The organism is Microbacterium sp. (assembly GCF_031180975.1).
Taxonomy (GTDB): domain Bacteria; phylum Actinomycetota; class Actinomycetes; order Actinomycetales; family Microbacteriaceae; genus Microbacterium.
Window position 1 is genome coordinate 38010 of sequence record NZ_JAPSLI010000010.1, and the last position, 14810, is coordinate 52819.

General features: G+C 70.4%; 15 protein-coding genes. All 15 read right to left on the minus strand.

Features of this window, described 5'->3' with window-relative positions:
* Nucleotide 1: 1 nt before the first annotated feature.
* The 15 genes from RIF65_RS13040 to RIF65_RS13110 all read right to left on the minus strand — a co-directional run bounded on the left by RIF65_RS13040 (nucleotide 2) and on the right by RIF65_RS13110 (nucleotide 14805).
* A complete protein-coding gene (locus tag RIF65_RS13040) occupies nucleotides 2–412 on the minus strand; it encodes a Fur family transcriptional regulator (protein WP_309066073.1) in 411 nt (136 codons plus the stop codon).
* Nucleotides 413–481: 69 nt separating this feature from the next.
* Nucleotides 482–925, minus strand: coding sequence for a 6,7-dimethyl-8-ribityllumazine synthase (locus RIF65_RS13045; RefSeq protein WP_309066072.1), 444 nt, complete (start codon nucleotides 923–925; stop codon nucleotides 482–484).
* A 47-nt stretch (nucleotides 926–972) separates the two neighbouring features.
* Nucleotides 973–1983 (minus strand): sugar-binding transcriptional regulator, encoded by a 1011-nt coding sequence (locus RIF65_RS13050; RefSeq protein WP_309066071.1) that lies wholly within the window; start codon nucleotides 1981–1983, stop codon nucleotides 973–975.
* 41 nt (nucleotides 1984–2024) lie between these two features.
* The gene (locus RIF65_RS13055) at nucleotides 2025–2792 is read right to left on the minus strand and encodes an SDR family oxidoreductase (protein ID WP_309066070.1); all 768 of its coding nucleotides are present in this window, start codon (nucleotides 2790–2792) and stop codon (nucleotides 2025–2027) included.
* A gap of 34 nt (nucleotides 2793–2826) precedes the next feature.
* The gene (locus RIF65_RS13060; protein ID WP_309066069.1) at nucleotides 2827–4326 is read right to left on the minus strand and encodes a sugar ABC transporter ATP-binding protein; all 1500 of its coding nucleotides are present in this window, start codon (nucleotides 4324–4326) and stop codon (nucleotides 2827–2829) included.
* Between the two features lie 61 nt (nucleotides 4327–4387).
* Entirely contained in the window at nucleotides 4388–5353 is a 966-nt protein-coding gene (locus RIF65_RS13065; RefSeq protein WP_309066068.1) for a substrate-binding domain-containing protein, read from the minus strand.
* Between the two features lie 54 nt (nucleotides 5354–5407).
* Nucleotides 5408–6430 carry an ABC transporter permease gene (locus RIF65_RS13070; protein WP_309066067.1) on the minus strand — a complete coding sequence of 341 codons (1023 nt, stop codon included), beginning with the start codon at nucleotides 6428–6430 and terminating at the stop codon, nucleotides 5408–5410.
* Nucleotides 6431–6461: 31 nt separating this feature from the next.
* Complete coding sequence (locus RIF65_RS13075; RefSeq protein WP_309066066.1) at nucleotides 6462–7271, minus strand: SDR family NAD(P)-dependent oxidoreductase; 810 nt, start codon at nucleotides 7269–7271, stop codon at nucleotides 6462–6464.
* Between the two features lie 28 nt (nucleotides 7272–7299).
* Nucleotides 7300–8763: an FGGY-family carbohydrate kinase gene (locus RIF65_RS13080; protein ID WP_309066065.1), complete on the minus strand. Its 1464-nt coding sequence runs from the start codon at nucleotides 8761–8763 to the stop codon at nucleotides 7300–7302.
* On the minus strand, nucleotides 8756–9715 hold the full coding sequence (locus RIF65_RS13085) for a transketolase family protein (protein WP_309066064.1): 960 nt from the start codon (nucleotides 9713–9715) through the stop codon (nucleotides 8756–8758). Before RIF65_RS13085 ends, RIF65_RS13080 begins: the two co-directional genes overlap by 8 nt.
* Entirely contained in the window at nucleotides 9712–10590 is an 879-nt protein-coding gene (locus RIF65_RS13090; protein ID WP_309066063.1) for a transketolase, read from the minus strand. Before RIF65_RS13090 ends, RIF65_RS13085 begins: the two co-directional genes overlap by 4 nt.
* A 156-nt stretch (nucleotides 10591–10746) precedes the next feature.
* Entirely contained in the window at nucleotides 10747–12060 is a 1314-nt protein-coding gene (locus RIF65_RS13095; protein ID WP_309066062.1) for a DivIVA domain-containing protein, read from the minus strand.
* Between the two features lie 56 nt (nucleotides 12061–12116).
* On the minus strand, nucleotides 12117–12971 hold the full coding sequence (locus RIF65_RS13100; protein ID WP_375142200.1) for a metal ABC transporter permease: 855 nt from the start codon (nucleotides 12969–12971) through the stop codon (nucleotides 12117–12119).
* A complete protein-coding gene (locus tag RIF65_RS13105; RefSeq protein ID WP_309066060.1) occupies nucleotides 12968–13801 on the minus strand; it encodes a metal ABC transporter ATP-binding protein in 834 nt (277 codons plus the stop codon). The genes RIF65_RS13100 and RIF65_RS13105 overlap by 4 nt, the downstream gene beginning before the upstream one ends.
* Nucleotides 13798–14805: a metal ABC transporter solute-binding protein, Zn/Mn family gene (locus RIF65_RS13110; protein ID WP_309066059.1), complete on the minus strand. Its 1008-nt coding sequence runs from the start codon at nucleotides 14803–14805 to the stop codon at nucleotides 13798–13800. Before RIF65_RS13110 ends, RIF65_RS13105 begins: the two co-directional genes overlap by 4 nt.
* Between the last annotated feature and the right edge of the window lie 5 nt (nucleotides 14806–14810).

Consider the following 14810-nt stretch of genomic DNA (forward strand, 5'->3'; position numbering starts at 1 on the left):
TTCACCCGGCCGCCTCGCTGTCGCGGCGGTTGGAGCAGGCTGCGCACAGCCCGAAGATGTCGACCACGTGCTCGGCGTCGCGGAAGCCGTGCAGCGCGGCGGTGCGATGCGCCCACTGCTCGACGTCCTTGGCCTCGATCTCGACGGTCAGCCCGCAGGAACGGCAGATCAGGTGGTGGTGGTGTCCCTGCGTCGTGCAGGCGCGGTAGAGGGCCTCCCCCTCAGGGCTCTGCAGCGAGTCGGCGTCGCCGGCGGCCGCGAGGCCGGCCAGCGCGCGGTAGACCGTCGCCAGCCCGATGCCGGTGTTCGCCTCGCGGAGCGTCGCGTGCAGAGTCTGCGCGCTCACGAAACCGCGGGCGTCGGCGAGCGCATCGCGCACGCGTTCCCGCTGCCAGGTGTTCCGCTGGGCCATACAGCCGAGTCTAGGACGCGGCGCTCTGCCCGGGCTGGGAGCGGGAGCGGCGGCTGCGGCGTGGGCGCGTTAGCGAGGATCGCCGAGGGCCGCGATGGTCTGAACGGCGCGCGCCGCCTCCCTGCCCTTCTTCACGAAGTGCGCGGTGAAGAAGCCGACGTGCTCGTCGGTGTCCTGGAAGTGGTGGGGCGTGAGGCTCACGGAGAACACCGGCACTTCGGTGTCGAGCTGGACCCGCATCAGGCCGTCGACCACCGCCTGCGCCACGAAATCATGGCGGTAGATCCCCCCGTCCACGACCAGGGCCGCCGCGACGATGGCGTCGAACCGTCCCGTGGCTGCCAGGCGCTTCGCCTGGAGCGGGAGTTCGAACGCGCCGGGCACGTCGATCACGGTCAGGTCGTGGCTCACCCCGGAGTCCCGCAGCTCCTCCGTGAAGCCGACCAGCGCCTGGTCGACGATGTCACTGTGCCAGCCCGCCTTGAGGAAGGCGATCGAGAGGGTGTCGGTCATCGAGGGAACTCCTTGTGGGTGGTTTCTGTCATCGCGCGCTCGGCGGGTCATCGCACCTCGGCAGGGGCCGGGTCGTCGTCCGCGAGCAGCGCTCTGGCTGTGGCCAGGTCCGTGATCAGCGTGTTGATCCAGCCGCCGAGAACGGCTCCGCGAATCGCTTTCAGCTTACGTGGCCCGCCTGCGATGCCGATCACCCGCGGGACCGCGCGAAGCGCGTCGGCGGAGATGCCGACGATGCGTTCGTCGAGCGCCGAGCCGAGCGCCGCGCCGTTCTCATCGTAGAAGTGCAGGCAGACATCGCCCACACCGCCCAGCTCCCTCAGCGCGGCCAGATCGGGTTCGGCGAGGGCGTTGCCGGATTCGCGCAGCAGGGGCGACGGTTCGACGCTCCCGATCCCGACCAGCGCCACCGACAGGCCCGCCCAGGAACGCGCCAGCTCCGCGATGAACGGATCGGCGAGGAGCGCGTCTCGGAGCGCGCGGCTCGTGACCACCCCGGGGGCGGCGAGGAATCGGGGCGTCGCTCCGGTCACCCGGGCGAACTGCTCGGCGAGCTGCGTCGCCCTGACCTGAACGCTCGGCTTGCCCACTCCGCCGATGATCTGGACGACCTCGACCGCTGTGCGCACGGTGCTCGGGGTCATCGCCTCCGCCGTGGCGAGCAGCGTCGACGACCACGAACTGATCCCGATCCGGTCCTCGCCCGTGAGCGTGCTCTCCAGGTAGCCCGCGCCGGCGGCGCCCAGCGCGCGGAGGATCGCCGCTTCGCTCTCGTCGGGGGCGTCGGCGACCACGACATCCCGGAGCCCGAACCGGTCTCTCAGTGCGTCCTCGACGTCGCCGTACACCCCGGAGGGAGGGACCACGATGGTCCTCACGATTCCGAGCCTTCCGGCCTCCTTGAGCGATCTCGAGACCCTCGACTGGGACATCCCCAGGGTGGCGGCGATCTGCGGCTGACGGATGCCCTGTTCGTAGTACATCCGCGCCACTTTGGCCAGCAGCCTCAGCCGCTCGACGTCATGCCGGCTGCCTGCCTTCCTGGGCTGTCGTGTCATGGTCCCCACGTTAGTGCCGCGCCCGCTCGCGCCCGTAGCCGCTACCAGGCGCAATGTCCGCCGTCCGCGAGCAGGTCGATGCCGGTGATGTAGCTCGCCGCGTCGGACAGCAGGAACACCGCCGGACCCGCCATCTCGTGAGGTTCGGCGATGCGCTGCATCGGCACCTGCTCGGCGAACATCCGCATCCGGTCCACCATCTCGGGCCGCGTGTTCATCGGGGTCGCGGTGTATCCCGGGCTGAGCGAGTTCACGCGGATGCCCCGTTCCGCCCACTCGACCGCGAGCGATCGCGACAGATGGACCACGGCCGCCTTCGCGGAGTTGTAGTGCGCCTGCGTCAGCCCCCGGTTGACGATCGTGCCGGACATCGACGCGATGTTCACGATCGATCCAGTGCGGCCCCCGGAGAGCATGCTCTGAGCTTCCGCCTGGCAGCTCAGGAACACGCCGGTCACGTCGATCTCGTAGAGGGTCGACCATTGGTCGAGGCTCATCTCCTCCGCGGGAGCGGCGTTGGCGATCCCGGCGGCGTTGACGGCGAGGGTCGCCGGGCCGAAGGCGTCCTCGAGGCGCGCGATGGCCGCGTCGAGCGAGCCCTTGTCCGTGACGTCCCCCTCCAGGGCGATCGCCTGGCCGCCCACGGCGGACACCGCCGCGGCCGCCTCCTCGAACGCGGCGCCGGGGCGGTCGAACAGGCCGACCGCTCCGCCTTGCTCCGCGATCCCGACCGCGATGGCCCGGCCGATGCCGCTGGCCCCGCCGGTCACGAAGGCGACTCGGTCCCGAAGGCCGAAGTCCACGCTCATCTCAACTCCTCACTGCCGTGACGCCGTCGGCCGTTCAGGCCGCCGCCGCCAGACCCATGACGCGCTCCGGCGTCGCTTCGTCACGCGCGAGGATCCCCCGGACGCGACCTTCCGCGATGACCATGACACGGTGCGCGAGTCCGAGGACCTCGTCGAGGTCGGAACTCACCACCACCACGGCAGCGCCTGCGCGCGCCATGTCGGCGATGACCTCGTAGATCGCCGCGCGCGCACCGACGTCGATGCCGCGCGTGGGTTCATCGAGGATGATCACGCGCGGGTTCTGCTGCAGCCACTTCCCGATGACCACCTTCTGCTGGTTCCCGCCGGACATCGAAGAGGCGGGGTCCTGGGAGCGCCCCTTCACGCCGAGCCGCTGTCCCACGGTGCGGGCGAGCTCCTGGACGGAACGGTTCGTGATCCAGCCGCCCTTCGCCACCTCGCGCAGGTTGGGAAGCGCGATGTTCTCCGCGATGGAGTGCTCGAGGACCAGGCCCTGATGCTTGCGATCCTCCGGGATCAGCACGACGCCGGCGTCGATGGCATCCGACGGGTGGCGCCGGTCGACCGCTACCCCTGCCACCCGGACGGTGCCGTCGACCAGGGGGTCGGCCGAGGCGACCGCGCGGACGATCTCGGTGCGCCCGGCCCCGACGATGCCGGCGACGCCGAGAACCTCACCCGGGCGGACGTCGAAGGACACATCGGTGAAATGGCCCCGGCGGCTGGTGAGCGCCTCGACCTCGAGCACCGGCCCGACCGACGGATCCGGCACGGGGATGTCGGGGAACAGCCGCTCGACGGAGCGACCGACCATCTCGCTGACGAGCTGGTCCGGGTCGATGTCGCCACGCTCGTGCTCGGCGACCTTCGCGCCGTCCCGCAGCACCACGATCCGGTCCGCGATGCGCCGGATCTCGCTCAGCCGGTGGCTGACGTAGATGAAGCTCATCCCCTCGCGCTTGAGCTGCTGAACCGTCGCGAACAGGGCGTCGGTCTCGGCCGCGCCCAGGGCGGCGGTGGGCTCATCGAGGATCAGAAGGTTCGCGTCCAGCATCAGCGCCTTGGCGATCTCCACCTGCTGCTGTCCGGCGACGCTGAGCTCGGACACGAGCTGGTCGGGGCGGCCGGTGAAGCCGAGCCGTTCCAGCTGCTCCATGGCCTGACGGCGCATGCGGCGCGCGTCGAGCAGTCCGCGCGACATCGGCCAGCGTCCGACCGCCACGTTCTCCGCCACGGTGAGGTCAGGCAGCAGACGCATCTCCTGGTGGATGAGGCCGATGCCCTGCGCGATCGCGTCCCGCGGATCGGCCGGTGCGTACGGCGCGCCCTTCCAGGTCATCTCCACCTCGGTGGCGCGGGTGACGCCCGCGATGATGCTGGACAGCGTCGATTTGCCGGCTCCGTTCTCGCCGAGAAGAGCGACCAGCTCCCCCGGTCGCACCTCGAGGTCGACGCCGTCGAGGGCGACCGTGCCGGGATAGACCTTGCGCGCGCCCCGGACGACCAGCCCGGCGGTGTTCTCGCGGTTCATCTGTACCTCCTTGGACAGGGCGACCTTCGGGGCCCGCAGCGTCGCTGCGGGCCCCGACGGATCACGGGTGATTCTCGATGAAGGGCTCGACGTTCTCGGCCGTCGTGAGGACGCCCTCCTGGAGCTGCTCCGCGGGGAGCTCCTCGCCGTCGGCCAGCTTGATCGCGGAGTCCAGGGCGAGCGCGCCCATGGCCTGCGTCGGCTGGGTGACGGTGGCGTCGAGCACGCCGTCGCGGACCGCCTCGAGGCCGGCGACGTCACCGTCGAAGCCGACGATGAGGATGTCGTCGCGGCCGGCCGTCCGAGCGGCGCTGGCGGCGCCGAGGGCGAGAGCGTCCGCCCGGCCGAAGAAGACGGTGATCTCCGGGTGCGCCTGCAGCATGTCCGTGGCGATGTCGAAGCCCTCGTCCTGCGCCCACATGTTGGAGGCCTGGCGGGCGACCTCGATCAGGTCCGGGAACTCCGCAAGGCCCTCCTTGAAGCCCTTGTCGCGGTCGAGTTCGGGGGTCGTCCCGATCTGGCCCTGGATCACGCCGATGCGGCCGGTTCCGCCGGTCTTCTCGCCTACCCACTGGGCCAGTTCGCGCGCCGCCGTGACGGAGTCGGTGGCGATGAACGTGTCGCCCGGCTCGCCCTCAGGGTTGCGGTCGACCGTCACGACCGGGATGCCTGCGGACTTCGCGTTGCGGACCGGGACGGTCGCGGCGGTGGCGCCGGCGGGGATGTAGATGATGGCGTCGACGTCCTGCGTGATGAAGTCCTGGATCTGGCTCACCTGCGTGTCGGCGTCGCCCTTGGCATCCGCGACGATCACCTTGACGTCGCCGAGCTCTTCGGCACGTGCCTCGACCGACTGACGGATCTGGTTGAAGAAGTCGGCCTGCTGGTTGGCGACGGCCAGGCCGATGACCATCTCGTCGCCACCCTGGCCCTCGTCGACAGCCTGCGTGATGGCGCACCCGGACAGGGCGACAGTCGCTGCCACGATCGCCGCGGACGCCGCGGCGAACCTTCTGATTCGGAACATTGTGATGCTTACCTTTCTCTTGGCCTCCCGCCCGGCTCTGGACGGGAGAGGTCGTCAGTTCGCGCGACGGCGGCGAAGCACGTCGATGGTCACCGCGACGGCGATGACGATGCCGATCACGATCTGCTGGAGGAACGGCGAGACGCCGAGCAGGTTCAGGCCGTTGCGCAGCACCCCGATGATCAGCACGCCGATGACGGTTCCCGAGATCCGCCCCGTGCCGCCGGTGAGGCTGGCACCGCCGATCACCACGGCGGCGATCACGTCGAGCTCGTAGCCGGTGCCGGCGCTGGGCTGCGACGAGTCCAGGCGGGAGGCGAGGATGATCGCCCCCACCCCGGCGAGCGCGCCCGCCATCACGTACACCCAGGTCGTGACGGAGCGCACCTTGATGCCGGCAAGACGCGCCACCTCGGCGCTGCCGCCGATCGCGTAGATCTTGCGGCCGGAGGGGCGGTACTTGAGCACGACCGCCGCCGCCACGGCGAGCAGGATGAAGATGATCGCGGTCACCGACAGGAACCCGAGGTAGCGGGTGGATGCCAGGGAGTAGAACCACTCCGGGTATCCCACGATCTGCTGACCGTCGGTCAGCAGATTCGCGAGTCCCCGCGCGATGGACATCATCGCCAATGTCGCGATGAAGGGTGGCAGCCCGGCGATCGTCACGCCCAGCCCGTTCAGCAGGCCGGCCAGCGCCCCGACCAGCACCGCGGCCACCATGGCGACGATCATCGGCATCCCGCCGTCGTGCGAGAGCCAGCCGAGCACCATCGTGCTCAGCGCGAGCACCGAACCGACCGAGAGGTCGATGCCGCCGGTGATGATGACGGCGGTCGCACCGATCGCCAGCACACCGATGACCGTCACCTGGTCGAGGACGTTGATCAGGTTGTTCACCGAGAAGAACCTCGGCGTCGTCACCGAGAAGACGGCGAACAGCAGGATGAATCCGAGCAGCGCGCCGCCGGAGCCGGAGAGGAGGCGCGAGACCGCGCTGCCCTGCGCGGTGGGAGAGGACCCGGCGCCGCGTATCAGCGCGGTCGCGCTGGGCGATGTGGAAGGTGTCGTACTCATGGAAACTCCATCGGTTCGAGAGGGGGTCGGGTCAGTTCATGAACATGCCGCCGTCGATGTTGACGGCCTGTCCTGTGATGTAGCGCGCCGCATCCGAGGCGAGGAACAGCACCAGCGCGGCGACGTCGTCGCTCTCGGCCGGCCGGCCGAGCGGAATGTCGTCGATCCACTCCTGGATGAGTTCACCGGGCTTGTAGTCGCCGAGCCGGCTTCCCCACTCGCGGTCGTTGTACTCCCACATCTCGGTGCGCACGATGCCGGGGCAGTAGCAGTTCACGCGGATGTCGTCCCGCGCGAGCTCCTTCGCCAGCGACTGACTCATGCCGACGATGCCGAACTTGCTCGCGGCGTAGGCCGGCGTGTAGATGAAGCCCTGCCGTGCCTGCCCCGAGGCGGCGTTGAGGATGGTCCCGCCGCGCTTGCGCAGCAGCGGGAGTGCCTCCCGGGACGCGATGAAGGCGGCAGTGGTGTTGACGGAGATGACGGCGTTGAAGTCCGCGACCGAGGTGTGCTCGAGGTCGTTGATGCGGATGATGCCCGCGTTGTTCACCAGCGCGTCGAGGTGATCCCAGCGCCCAGCGAGGTGCTGGAACATCGCGCGCACGGCGTGCTCATCGGTGACGTCGACCTGCACCCCCTGCACGTCCAGGCCCTCCGCGCGGGCCGCCTCGGCCGCCGTCAGCACGTCGGGGCTGAGGTCGGCGATGACCACACTCGCCCCGGCGGAGGCGAAAGCACGAGCGATGCCGAGCCCGATCCCTCGTGCGCCGCCGGTGACGACGACCGTGCGGCCATCGAAGTGCCCGGCGTAGAGGTCAAGGGTTGAGGTGTTCCTGGTCATGAAGGCTCCTTTGCGTGGATCGGGTTACTCAGCGGTGAGCGGGTTCTGGGGTGGTGCGCGAGCGGTGCAGCGCCTCGCTCCAGCGCCGGCGTCGACCGCGAGCGTCGAACGCCTCATCCGGGACGAACTCGGTGTGGTCCTCCGGCGAGGCGACCGAGTCGTCGGCGATGCCTGCGGTCACCGCGGCGAGGCGGGCCGCTCCCAGGGCGGACAGATCCGCGCCATTGTGGCGCGAAACCGTGCGCCCGGAGATGTCGGCCTGCAGCTGCATCAGCCACGGGTTGCGGCTGGGTCCGCCGTCGGCGAGCACCGTCGCCAGCGGAGCGCCGACTTCCGCTTCCGCCGCCGTCAGCACGTCCTCGATCTGCAGCGCGATCGACTCGAACGCCGCCCTGGCGAGGTGCGCCCGGGTGGTGCCGAGCTGCAGGCCGGACAGGATTCCGACCGCGCTCTCGTCCCACCACGGAGCGCCGAGCCCCGCGAAGGCGGGGACGACGTCGACTCCCCCTGAGTCGGGCACGGTGCGCGCCAGCGCGTCCAGCTCGTCCGGAGTGGATGCCAGCAGCTGTGACAGCCAGAGCACGGTGGCGCCGGTGGCGAGGATGTTCCCTTCGAAGGCGCGCGCGATGCTGCGTGCCGTGCTCCAGGCGATCGTCCCGACCAGGCCGGGCCCTGCGACGACGGCATCCGTCAGCCCCATCACCGAGGAGCCGGTGCCGTAGGTGACCTTGACGTCGCCCGGCGCACGCACGCCGTGTCCGTAGAGCGCGGCGTGCGAGTCGCCGAGCACGGCGCGCAGCGGCACCGCGTCGAACACGTCGCGCTCGGCGGGGGCGTCCGAAGCGGTCAGCACCGGCAGGCAGGCACGCGGAATGTCGAACAGATCGAGCAGCTCGTCGCTCCAGTCCCCGCTCGTCAGGTCCACCAGTTGCGTGCGGCTCGCGTTGCCGAGCTCGATGCGGTGTTCGCCGACGAGGTTCCACAGCAGCCACGAGTCCACGGTGCCGAGCGCGATCCGGCCGGCCTTCGCCCGCGAACGGTCGGGGTCGATCTCGTCCAGGATCCACGAGAACTTCAGCGCCGAGAACATCGGATCGAGGGGCAGCCCGCTGATCTCGCGGACGCGTCCGGCGGCCGCGTCGAGAGAGCGTGCCCTGTCGACGGTGCGGCGGTCCTGCCAGCCCAGCACTGGCGACAGTGCACGCCCCGTCTCGGCGTCCCACGCGACGGCCGACTCCCGTTGCGTGCTGAACCCGATCCCGGCGACCTGACCGTCGAAGTCCCGGAGCAGCGTGTGCACGGTCGAGCGGACGCTGTCGAGGAGGGCCTCCGGATCCTGCTCGACCCATCCCGGCTGCGGATGCGTCTGGGTGAGCGATGCGCTCGCCCGTGCGACGACGGCGCCCTCACCGTCGACGATGAGAGCCTTCGTCGCACTGGTCCCCTGATCCACCGCGATGGTGACCGGTCCCGGTGTGACGATCTCAGGCATGGCCCAGCACCTCGCGGGCGGCGTCGACGTATCCCTGCGCCGTCAGCCCGAAGTGCTCGAGCAGGAAGTCGGTGCTGCCGGTGGGCGCGAAGTCCCGCAGGCCCAGCAGGCGCACGCGCGCACGGCTCGCGGGGAGCTGCGCGACGACCGACGCCACGGCGGCACCCAGTCCGCCCGCGACGTTCGCCTCTTCGGCGACGACGATGCCGCCGGTCTCGGTCGCGGCGCGCACCACCGCGTCCTCATCGAATGGGGCGATCCACGACGCGTTGAGCACCCGCACGCTCACACCGTCCGCGGCGAGCATGTCGGCCGCCTGCAGAGCGCGCGACACGAGCGTGCCCGTGCCGATGAGCGTCAGGTCGTTGCCCTCGCGGAGCACCTGCATCCGTCCGCGCTCCCAGGGAGTGCTCTCCTGCGTCACATCCGGAACCTTGTGCCGGCCGACGCGGATGTAGGTCGGGCGCGGGTCGGCGACGGCGTCACGGACGGCACGACGGGTCTGCTCGCGGTCGGCCGGCACGACGATGTCGAGTCCCGGCAGCGCGCGCAGCCACGAGAAGTCCTCGACCGAGTGGTGCGTCGGGCCGAGCTCGCCGTACGCCATGCCCGGGCTCATCCCGCACAGGATGACGTTGTGGCCGCTGTACGCCACATCCGCCTTGACCTGCTCGAGGGCGCGTCCGGTCAGGAACGGGCCGGCGGCGCACACGAAGGGGATCAGTCCGCGGTCGGCGAGTCCAGCGCCGACGCCGACCATGTTCTGCTCGGCGATGCCCACGTTGATCAGCCGCTCCGGAAAGCGCTCGCGGAACCCGGTGAGGTTGCTCGAACCGACCGAGTCGTTGCACACCGCGACGATGCGTTCGTCGTTCTCGGCCAGCGCGATCAGTTCTTCCGCGAACGCCGTGCGGTTGTCGTAGTTGCCGGGATTGGGCGTGTCCACGCTCATGACAGCTCCTTCAGTGCCAGTTCAACCTGCTCTGCCGTGGGCACCTTGTGGTGCCACTCGACGCGGTCCTCGATGAAGGACACGCCTTTGCCCTTGATGGTGTTCGCAACGACTGCCACCGGCTTGCCGGATGTCGACGGCTGGTACGCCTCGATCAGCGCGCCGTAGTCATGCCCGTCGACCTCCCGGACCTCCCACCCGAAGGCGGCCAGCTTCTCGGGGAGCGGGTCCAGACCGTTCGTGTCCTCAGTGCGCGCGCCCTGCTGCAGCCGGTTGCGGTCGATCGTGATGAAGAGGTTGTCCAGCTGGTAGTGAGCCGCCGACATCAGCGCCTCCCAGTTGCTGCCCTCCTGCATCTCGCCGTCGCCGAGGACGACGAACACGCGCTCCGGGCCGTTCGCCAGACGCGCGGCGATCGCCGCCCCGACGCCGACGGGAAGGCCGTGCCCGAGCGGGCCGGTGTTGGTCTCGACGCCCGGGACCTTGCGGCGGTTCGGGTGACCGTTGAGTGCGGACAGCGGTGCCATGAACGTCTCCAGCTCGTCCGGCGAGAAGAAGCCGCACCAGGCGAGAGTCGAGTACAGGGCCGCAGCACAGTGCCCCTTGCTGAGGATGAAGCGGTCCCGCTCGGCCCAGTCGGGGTTGCCGGGATCGATGCGCAGCACGTGGTTGAAGAGCACGGTGAGGATGTCGGTGACGGAGAAGTCCCCGCCGATGTGACCGGCTTTCGCCTTGTCGATCATCGTGATCGTGGCCCGGCGCGTCCATTGCGCACGCTCGTGCAGCAGCGCATCACGATCAGCATCCTGCGCCGCGTCGATGCGCTCGCGCCATTCGCTCCAGCGTCCGATCTGTGGGACGTCCTTGTCGATCATGTGCATACCTATTCAGTAGTGACGGGATGTGCATAATCAAGGTAGGCCGCACCGCCGCATGTGTCAAGCACTTTCTTTCGGATGCCGCGCCGGCGCGCGCACAAAAGAAGCCGCCCGCCCCGTGGTGACGGGGCGGGCGGCTTGGATCGAGCGGCGTCAGTTCGCCGGGCTCGACTCGTCTTCGAGAAGTTCGTCGAGCTCGTCGTCCGCCGGATCGCCGGATGCCGGTTGCGCGCCGTCCGCGGCGGCGCTGCCGAGGAGCACACCCTCGGGACGGATCAGCTCGCGCACCTCGGCCATGAAGCTGGTGAGTTGCTGCTGCTGCCAGCGCAGCTGCCGCGTGCGGTCCTCGGCGTCGCGCAGCGCGCCCGTGGCGTGCGAGGTGACGGTCTCGACGATCTTCTGCGCCTTGACGCGAGCACGCTCGAGCGTCTCGCGCGCCTTCACCTGCGCCTCTGCTTCGATCGCCTGCGCCTGCGAGCGCATCAGCCGCTCGTAGTCCTCGGCCTTCGCCGAGATGCGCTGCGCATGCTCGAGCGACGCCTGCACCTGCTCGTTGGCGTCCGACGTGATCCGCTCGGCGTGCGCGACCGCCTGGTTGTGCAGCACGAGGAACTCCTGCTGCGCGTCGTCCTGCCGACGGGTCAGGGTCTCCTCGAACTCCAGCACGCGCGCGTTCATCTCGCGCACGTCGCGCTCGGCGGCGGCGCGCAGATCGGTGGTCTCACGGGTGACCATGGCGCGCAGCGCGGCGGCACCCTTCTCCGCCTCGGTGCGGATGGCCGCGGCCTCCTGCTCGGCCTGGGCCACCTTCTCAGCGGCGTGCGCGGCCTCGCGCTCCAGCCGCGCCTGGTGCGCGGTGTACTCGGTGTCGATCTTCAGGCGCACCTGGTCGGCATCGTGCTGCGCCTGCGCGGTGATCCGCGCGACGTCGGCCTCCAGCTCGGCGCGCTTCGCCTCGGCCTCCTCGCGCGCAGCGGCGAGCAGCCGCTCGGCCTGGGTGGCGGCGTTGTGGATCAGGACGCTGGCCTGCTCCTCGGCCACCCGCAGCACGGCCTCGAACTGGGCCCGGCTCTGCGGCTCGTCGGCACCCTTCGGCCCGTCCGCGAGCTCGGATGCCAGCGTGCTGACCTGCTGGGCGGCATCCTCCGCCTGGGCGCGGGCGGCGGCCAACTCCTCCTCGAGGCGGGCGGCGCGCTCCTCGTTCTCGGCGCGGAGCGCCTGCAGCTCGTCCTCGGACGCGGCACGGACGCGCTCCAGCTCGGCGCGGTGCCGCGCCTCGGCACCCTCCAGGTCGGCGGTGACGCGCTTGAGCTGGTCGCGCATGGTCGCGAGCGCCGCGTCCACCTCGGCCTTGTCGTACCCGCGGAACGCCTGCGTGAAGGACGCGTGGTCCTTCGGCGCGGACGTCAGCAGCTGATCGAAGAAGTCGCCGTTCTGCGCGCCATCGGACTCGTGCGTCTCGCTCACCGGTCGTGCCTTTCTGAAAGAAGTGTCGCCCCCGGGATCAATGATGTCATCCCGGCTCATCCGCGCCTCACCCGCTGGCGGGTGCGCTGCACGATCCAGCATCCGAGGAAGATGAGGAACGAGATCGTCGTGATGTACGGGCTGACCGGAAGGGTGCCGGCGAGGGCGAGCAGGATGCCGCCGACGGCCGATACGAAGCCGAACAGCGCCGCCAGCAACGGCACGGCGACGGGGCCCGCCGAGACCCGCATGGCCGCGGCGGCGGGGGTGACGAGCAGCGCCATCACGAGCAGGGCGCCGATGATGTGCACGCTGACGGCGACGATCAGGCCGAGCAGCACCATGAACGCCAGGCTCACGGTGCGGGTGGGCACGCCGCGCGCCGCCGCCGACTCGGCGTCGAGCGAGTCGAAGCGCAGCGGGTTCCACATCAGCAGCAGGCCGACCAGCACAGCGAGGCTGATGCCGATCAGCCAGCCCAGGTCGGGGCTGGACACCGACACGATCTGCCCGGTGAGCAGCCCGAACCGGTTCGCGCTCCGGCCCTCGTACAGCGACAGGAACAGGATGCCGAGACCGAGCCCGAACGGCATGAGCACGCCCACGATCGAGTTGCGGTCGCGCGCCTTCGCGCCGAGCACGCCGATGAGGATCGCCGCGACCAGCGCGCCCCCGAGGGATCCGGCGACCACGCTGCCGCCGAACAGCACCGCCGCGGCGGCTCCCGCGAACGACAGCTCGCTCACGCCGTGCACCGCGAACGCGAGGTCGCGCTGCATGACGAACACGCCGACCAGCCCGCCGACCACGCCCAGCACGGCACCCGCGATCAGCGAGTTGGCGAGCAGGGCGAGCAGCTCGCCGTAGTCCTGGAACGAGAACACGTCGCTCCAGTCCAGCATCGGGATCATGCGAACCCCCCGTGGGCCGCCGCCGAGTCGTGGTCGTGCTCGTGGTGGGGCTCGGCATCCGGGACGCCGACGACGACGAGCCGGTCACCGGCGCGCAGCACGAACACCGGCGTGCCGTACAGGTCTGTGAGCACCCGGCTCTGCAGCACCTCGTCCGGCGTGCCGAGCACGAAGCGACCGCCGGCGATGTACAGGATGCGATCGACCCGACCGAGGATCGGGTTGATGTCGTGGGTGACGAACAGCACTGCCGCATCGCGCTCACGGCGCTGCCGGTCGATGATGTCGGTGATGCCGCGCTGATTGGCGAGATCGAGGTTCGACAGCGGCTCGTCGCACAGCAGCAGCATGGGCTCGTCGGCCAGCGCCTGACCGACGCGCAAGCGCTGCTGCTCGCCGCCGGAGAGCAGTCCCACCCGCCGTTCGGCGTAGTGCGCGGCGCCGACGCCCTGCAGGAGAGAGTCCACGCGCGCTCGGTCGCCGCGCCGCGGGATGGGCAGCCCGAAGCGGGTGCCCTGCACGCCGAGCGCCACCAGATCGCGGGCCCGCATGCTGGTGTCCGCCGGCAGCGGTCGCTGCTGCGGGATGTACCCGATGCGCGGGTTCCCGCGGTGCACGGGCATCCCGCCGACACGGATGCTGCCCGAGGAGAGCGGCTGAAGGCCGAGGATGCTGCGCAGCAGCGTGGTCTTGCCGGAGCCGGACGGCCCCAGCACGGCGAGGAACTCGCCGGGCTGGACGGTCAGATCCAGGCCCGCCCACAGCTCGCGGGCACCGCGCCGCAGCGCCGCTCCGCTGATCTCGAGGATCGGAGCGGGACCGCCGCTCACTGCTGGAGGGCGTCGGCGAGGTCGGAGATCGCGGCGCGCATCCACTCAGCGTACGACTGATCGGCCTGCAACAGCTCGGTGAATCCGACGACCGGCACTCCGGCCTTCTCCGCCGCGGCCTCGACGCGCTCGGTCTCGGAGCCGCCGGTCTGCGCGTTGGTGAGCACGACGGCGACATCACCGGACTCGACGAGGGTGAGGGCGGCGAGCAGGGTGGCGGGCGCCACGTCGTTGCCCTCCTCCACCGCTTCGGCGAACCCCTCGGTGGTGGCGTCCTCCAGGCCGGCGGCCGCGGCGAGGTATCCCGGCAGCGGCTCGGTCATGAACACCGGGGTCGCCTCGTACTGCCCGTGCAAGCTGTCGAGCTCGGCCTCGAGCGCCTCGAGTTCGGCGTTCAGCTCCTCGGCGTTCGCGGTGAAGTCCGCCTTGCCCTGCGGGTCGAGCTCGGCGAGCTCTGCGGCGATCTGCTCTACGACGTGCGTCATGGTGTGCACGTCGAACCACACGTGCTCGTTGAAGCCCTCGATGTGGTCGTGGCCCTCGTGACCGTGCTCGCCCTCGGCGTGCGCCTCGTGCTCCTCCTCGGCATGCGCGTCCTCGGCATGCCCCTCAGTGTGGCCGTCGGTGTGGCCCTCGGCACCAGGGAAGTCGTGGGAGAACTCCACGGCGGTCACCACTGCGGCATCCGACCCCTCGCGGAGGTCCTCGACGAACGAATCGTACCCGCCGCCGTTCTCGATGACGAGGTCGGCGCCCTGCATGGTGAGCCGGTCGCGGGCGCTGGCCTCGTACGAATGCGGGTCCTTCGTCGCCGAGTCGATGAGCGCGGTGACGTCGACCCGGTCGCCGCCGATGGTGGCGGCGATGTCGGCGTACACGTTCGTCGAGGCGATCACCTGCGGCTTGCCGCCCTCGCCACCGCCCGCGCCGTTCGCCGGGGACGAGCACCCCGCGAGCGCGAGGATGGCGACGGATGCGGCGGCGAGAGCGACGGGCTTGTTCATGCCCC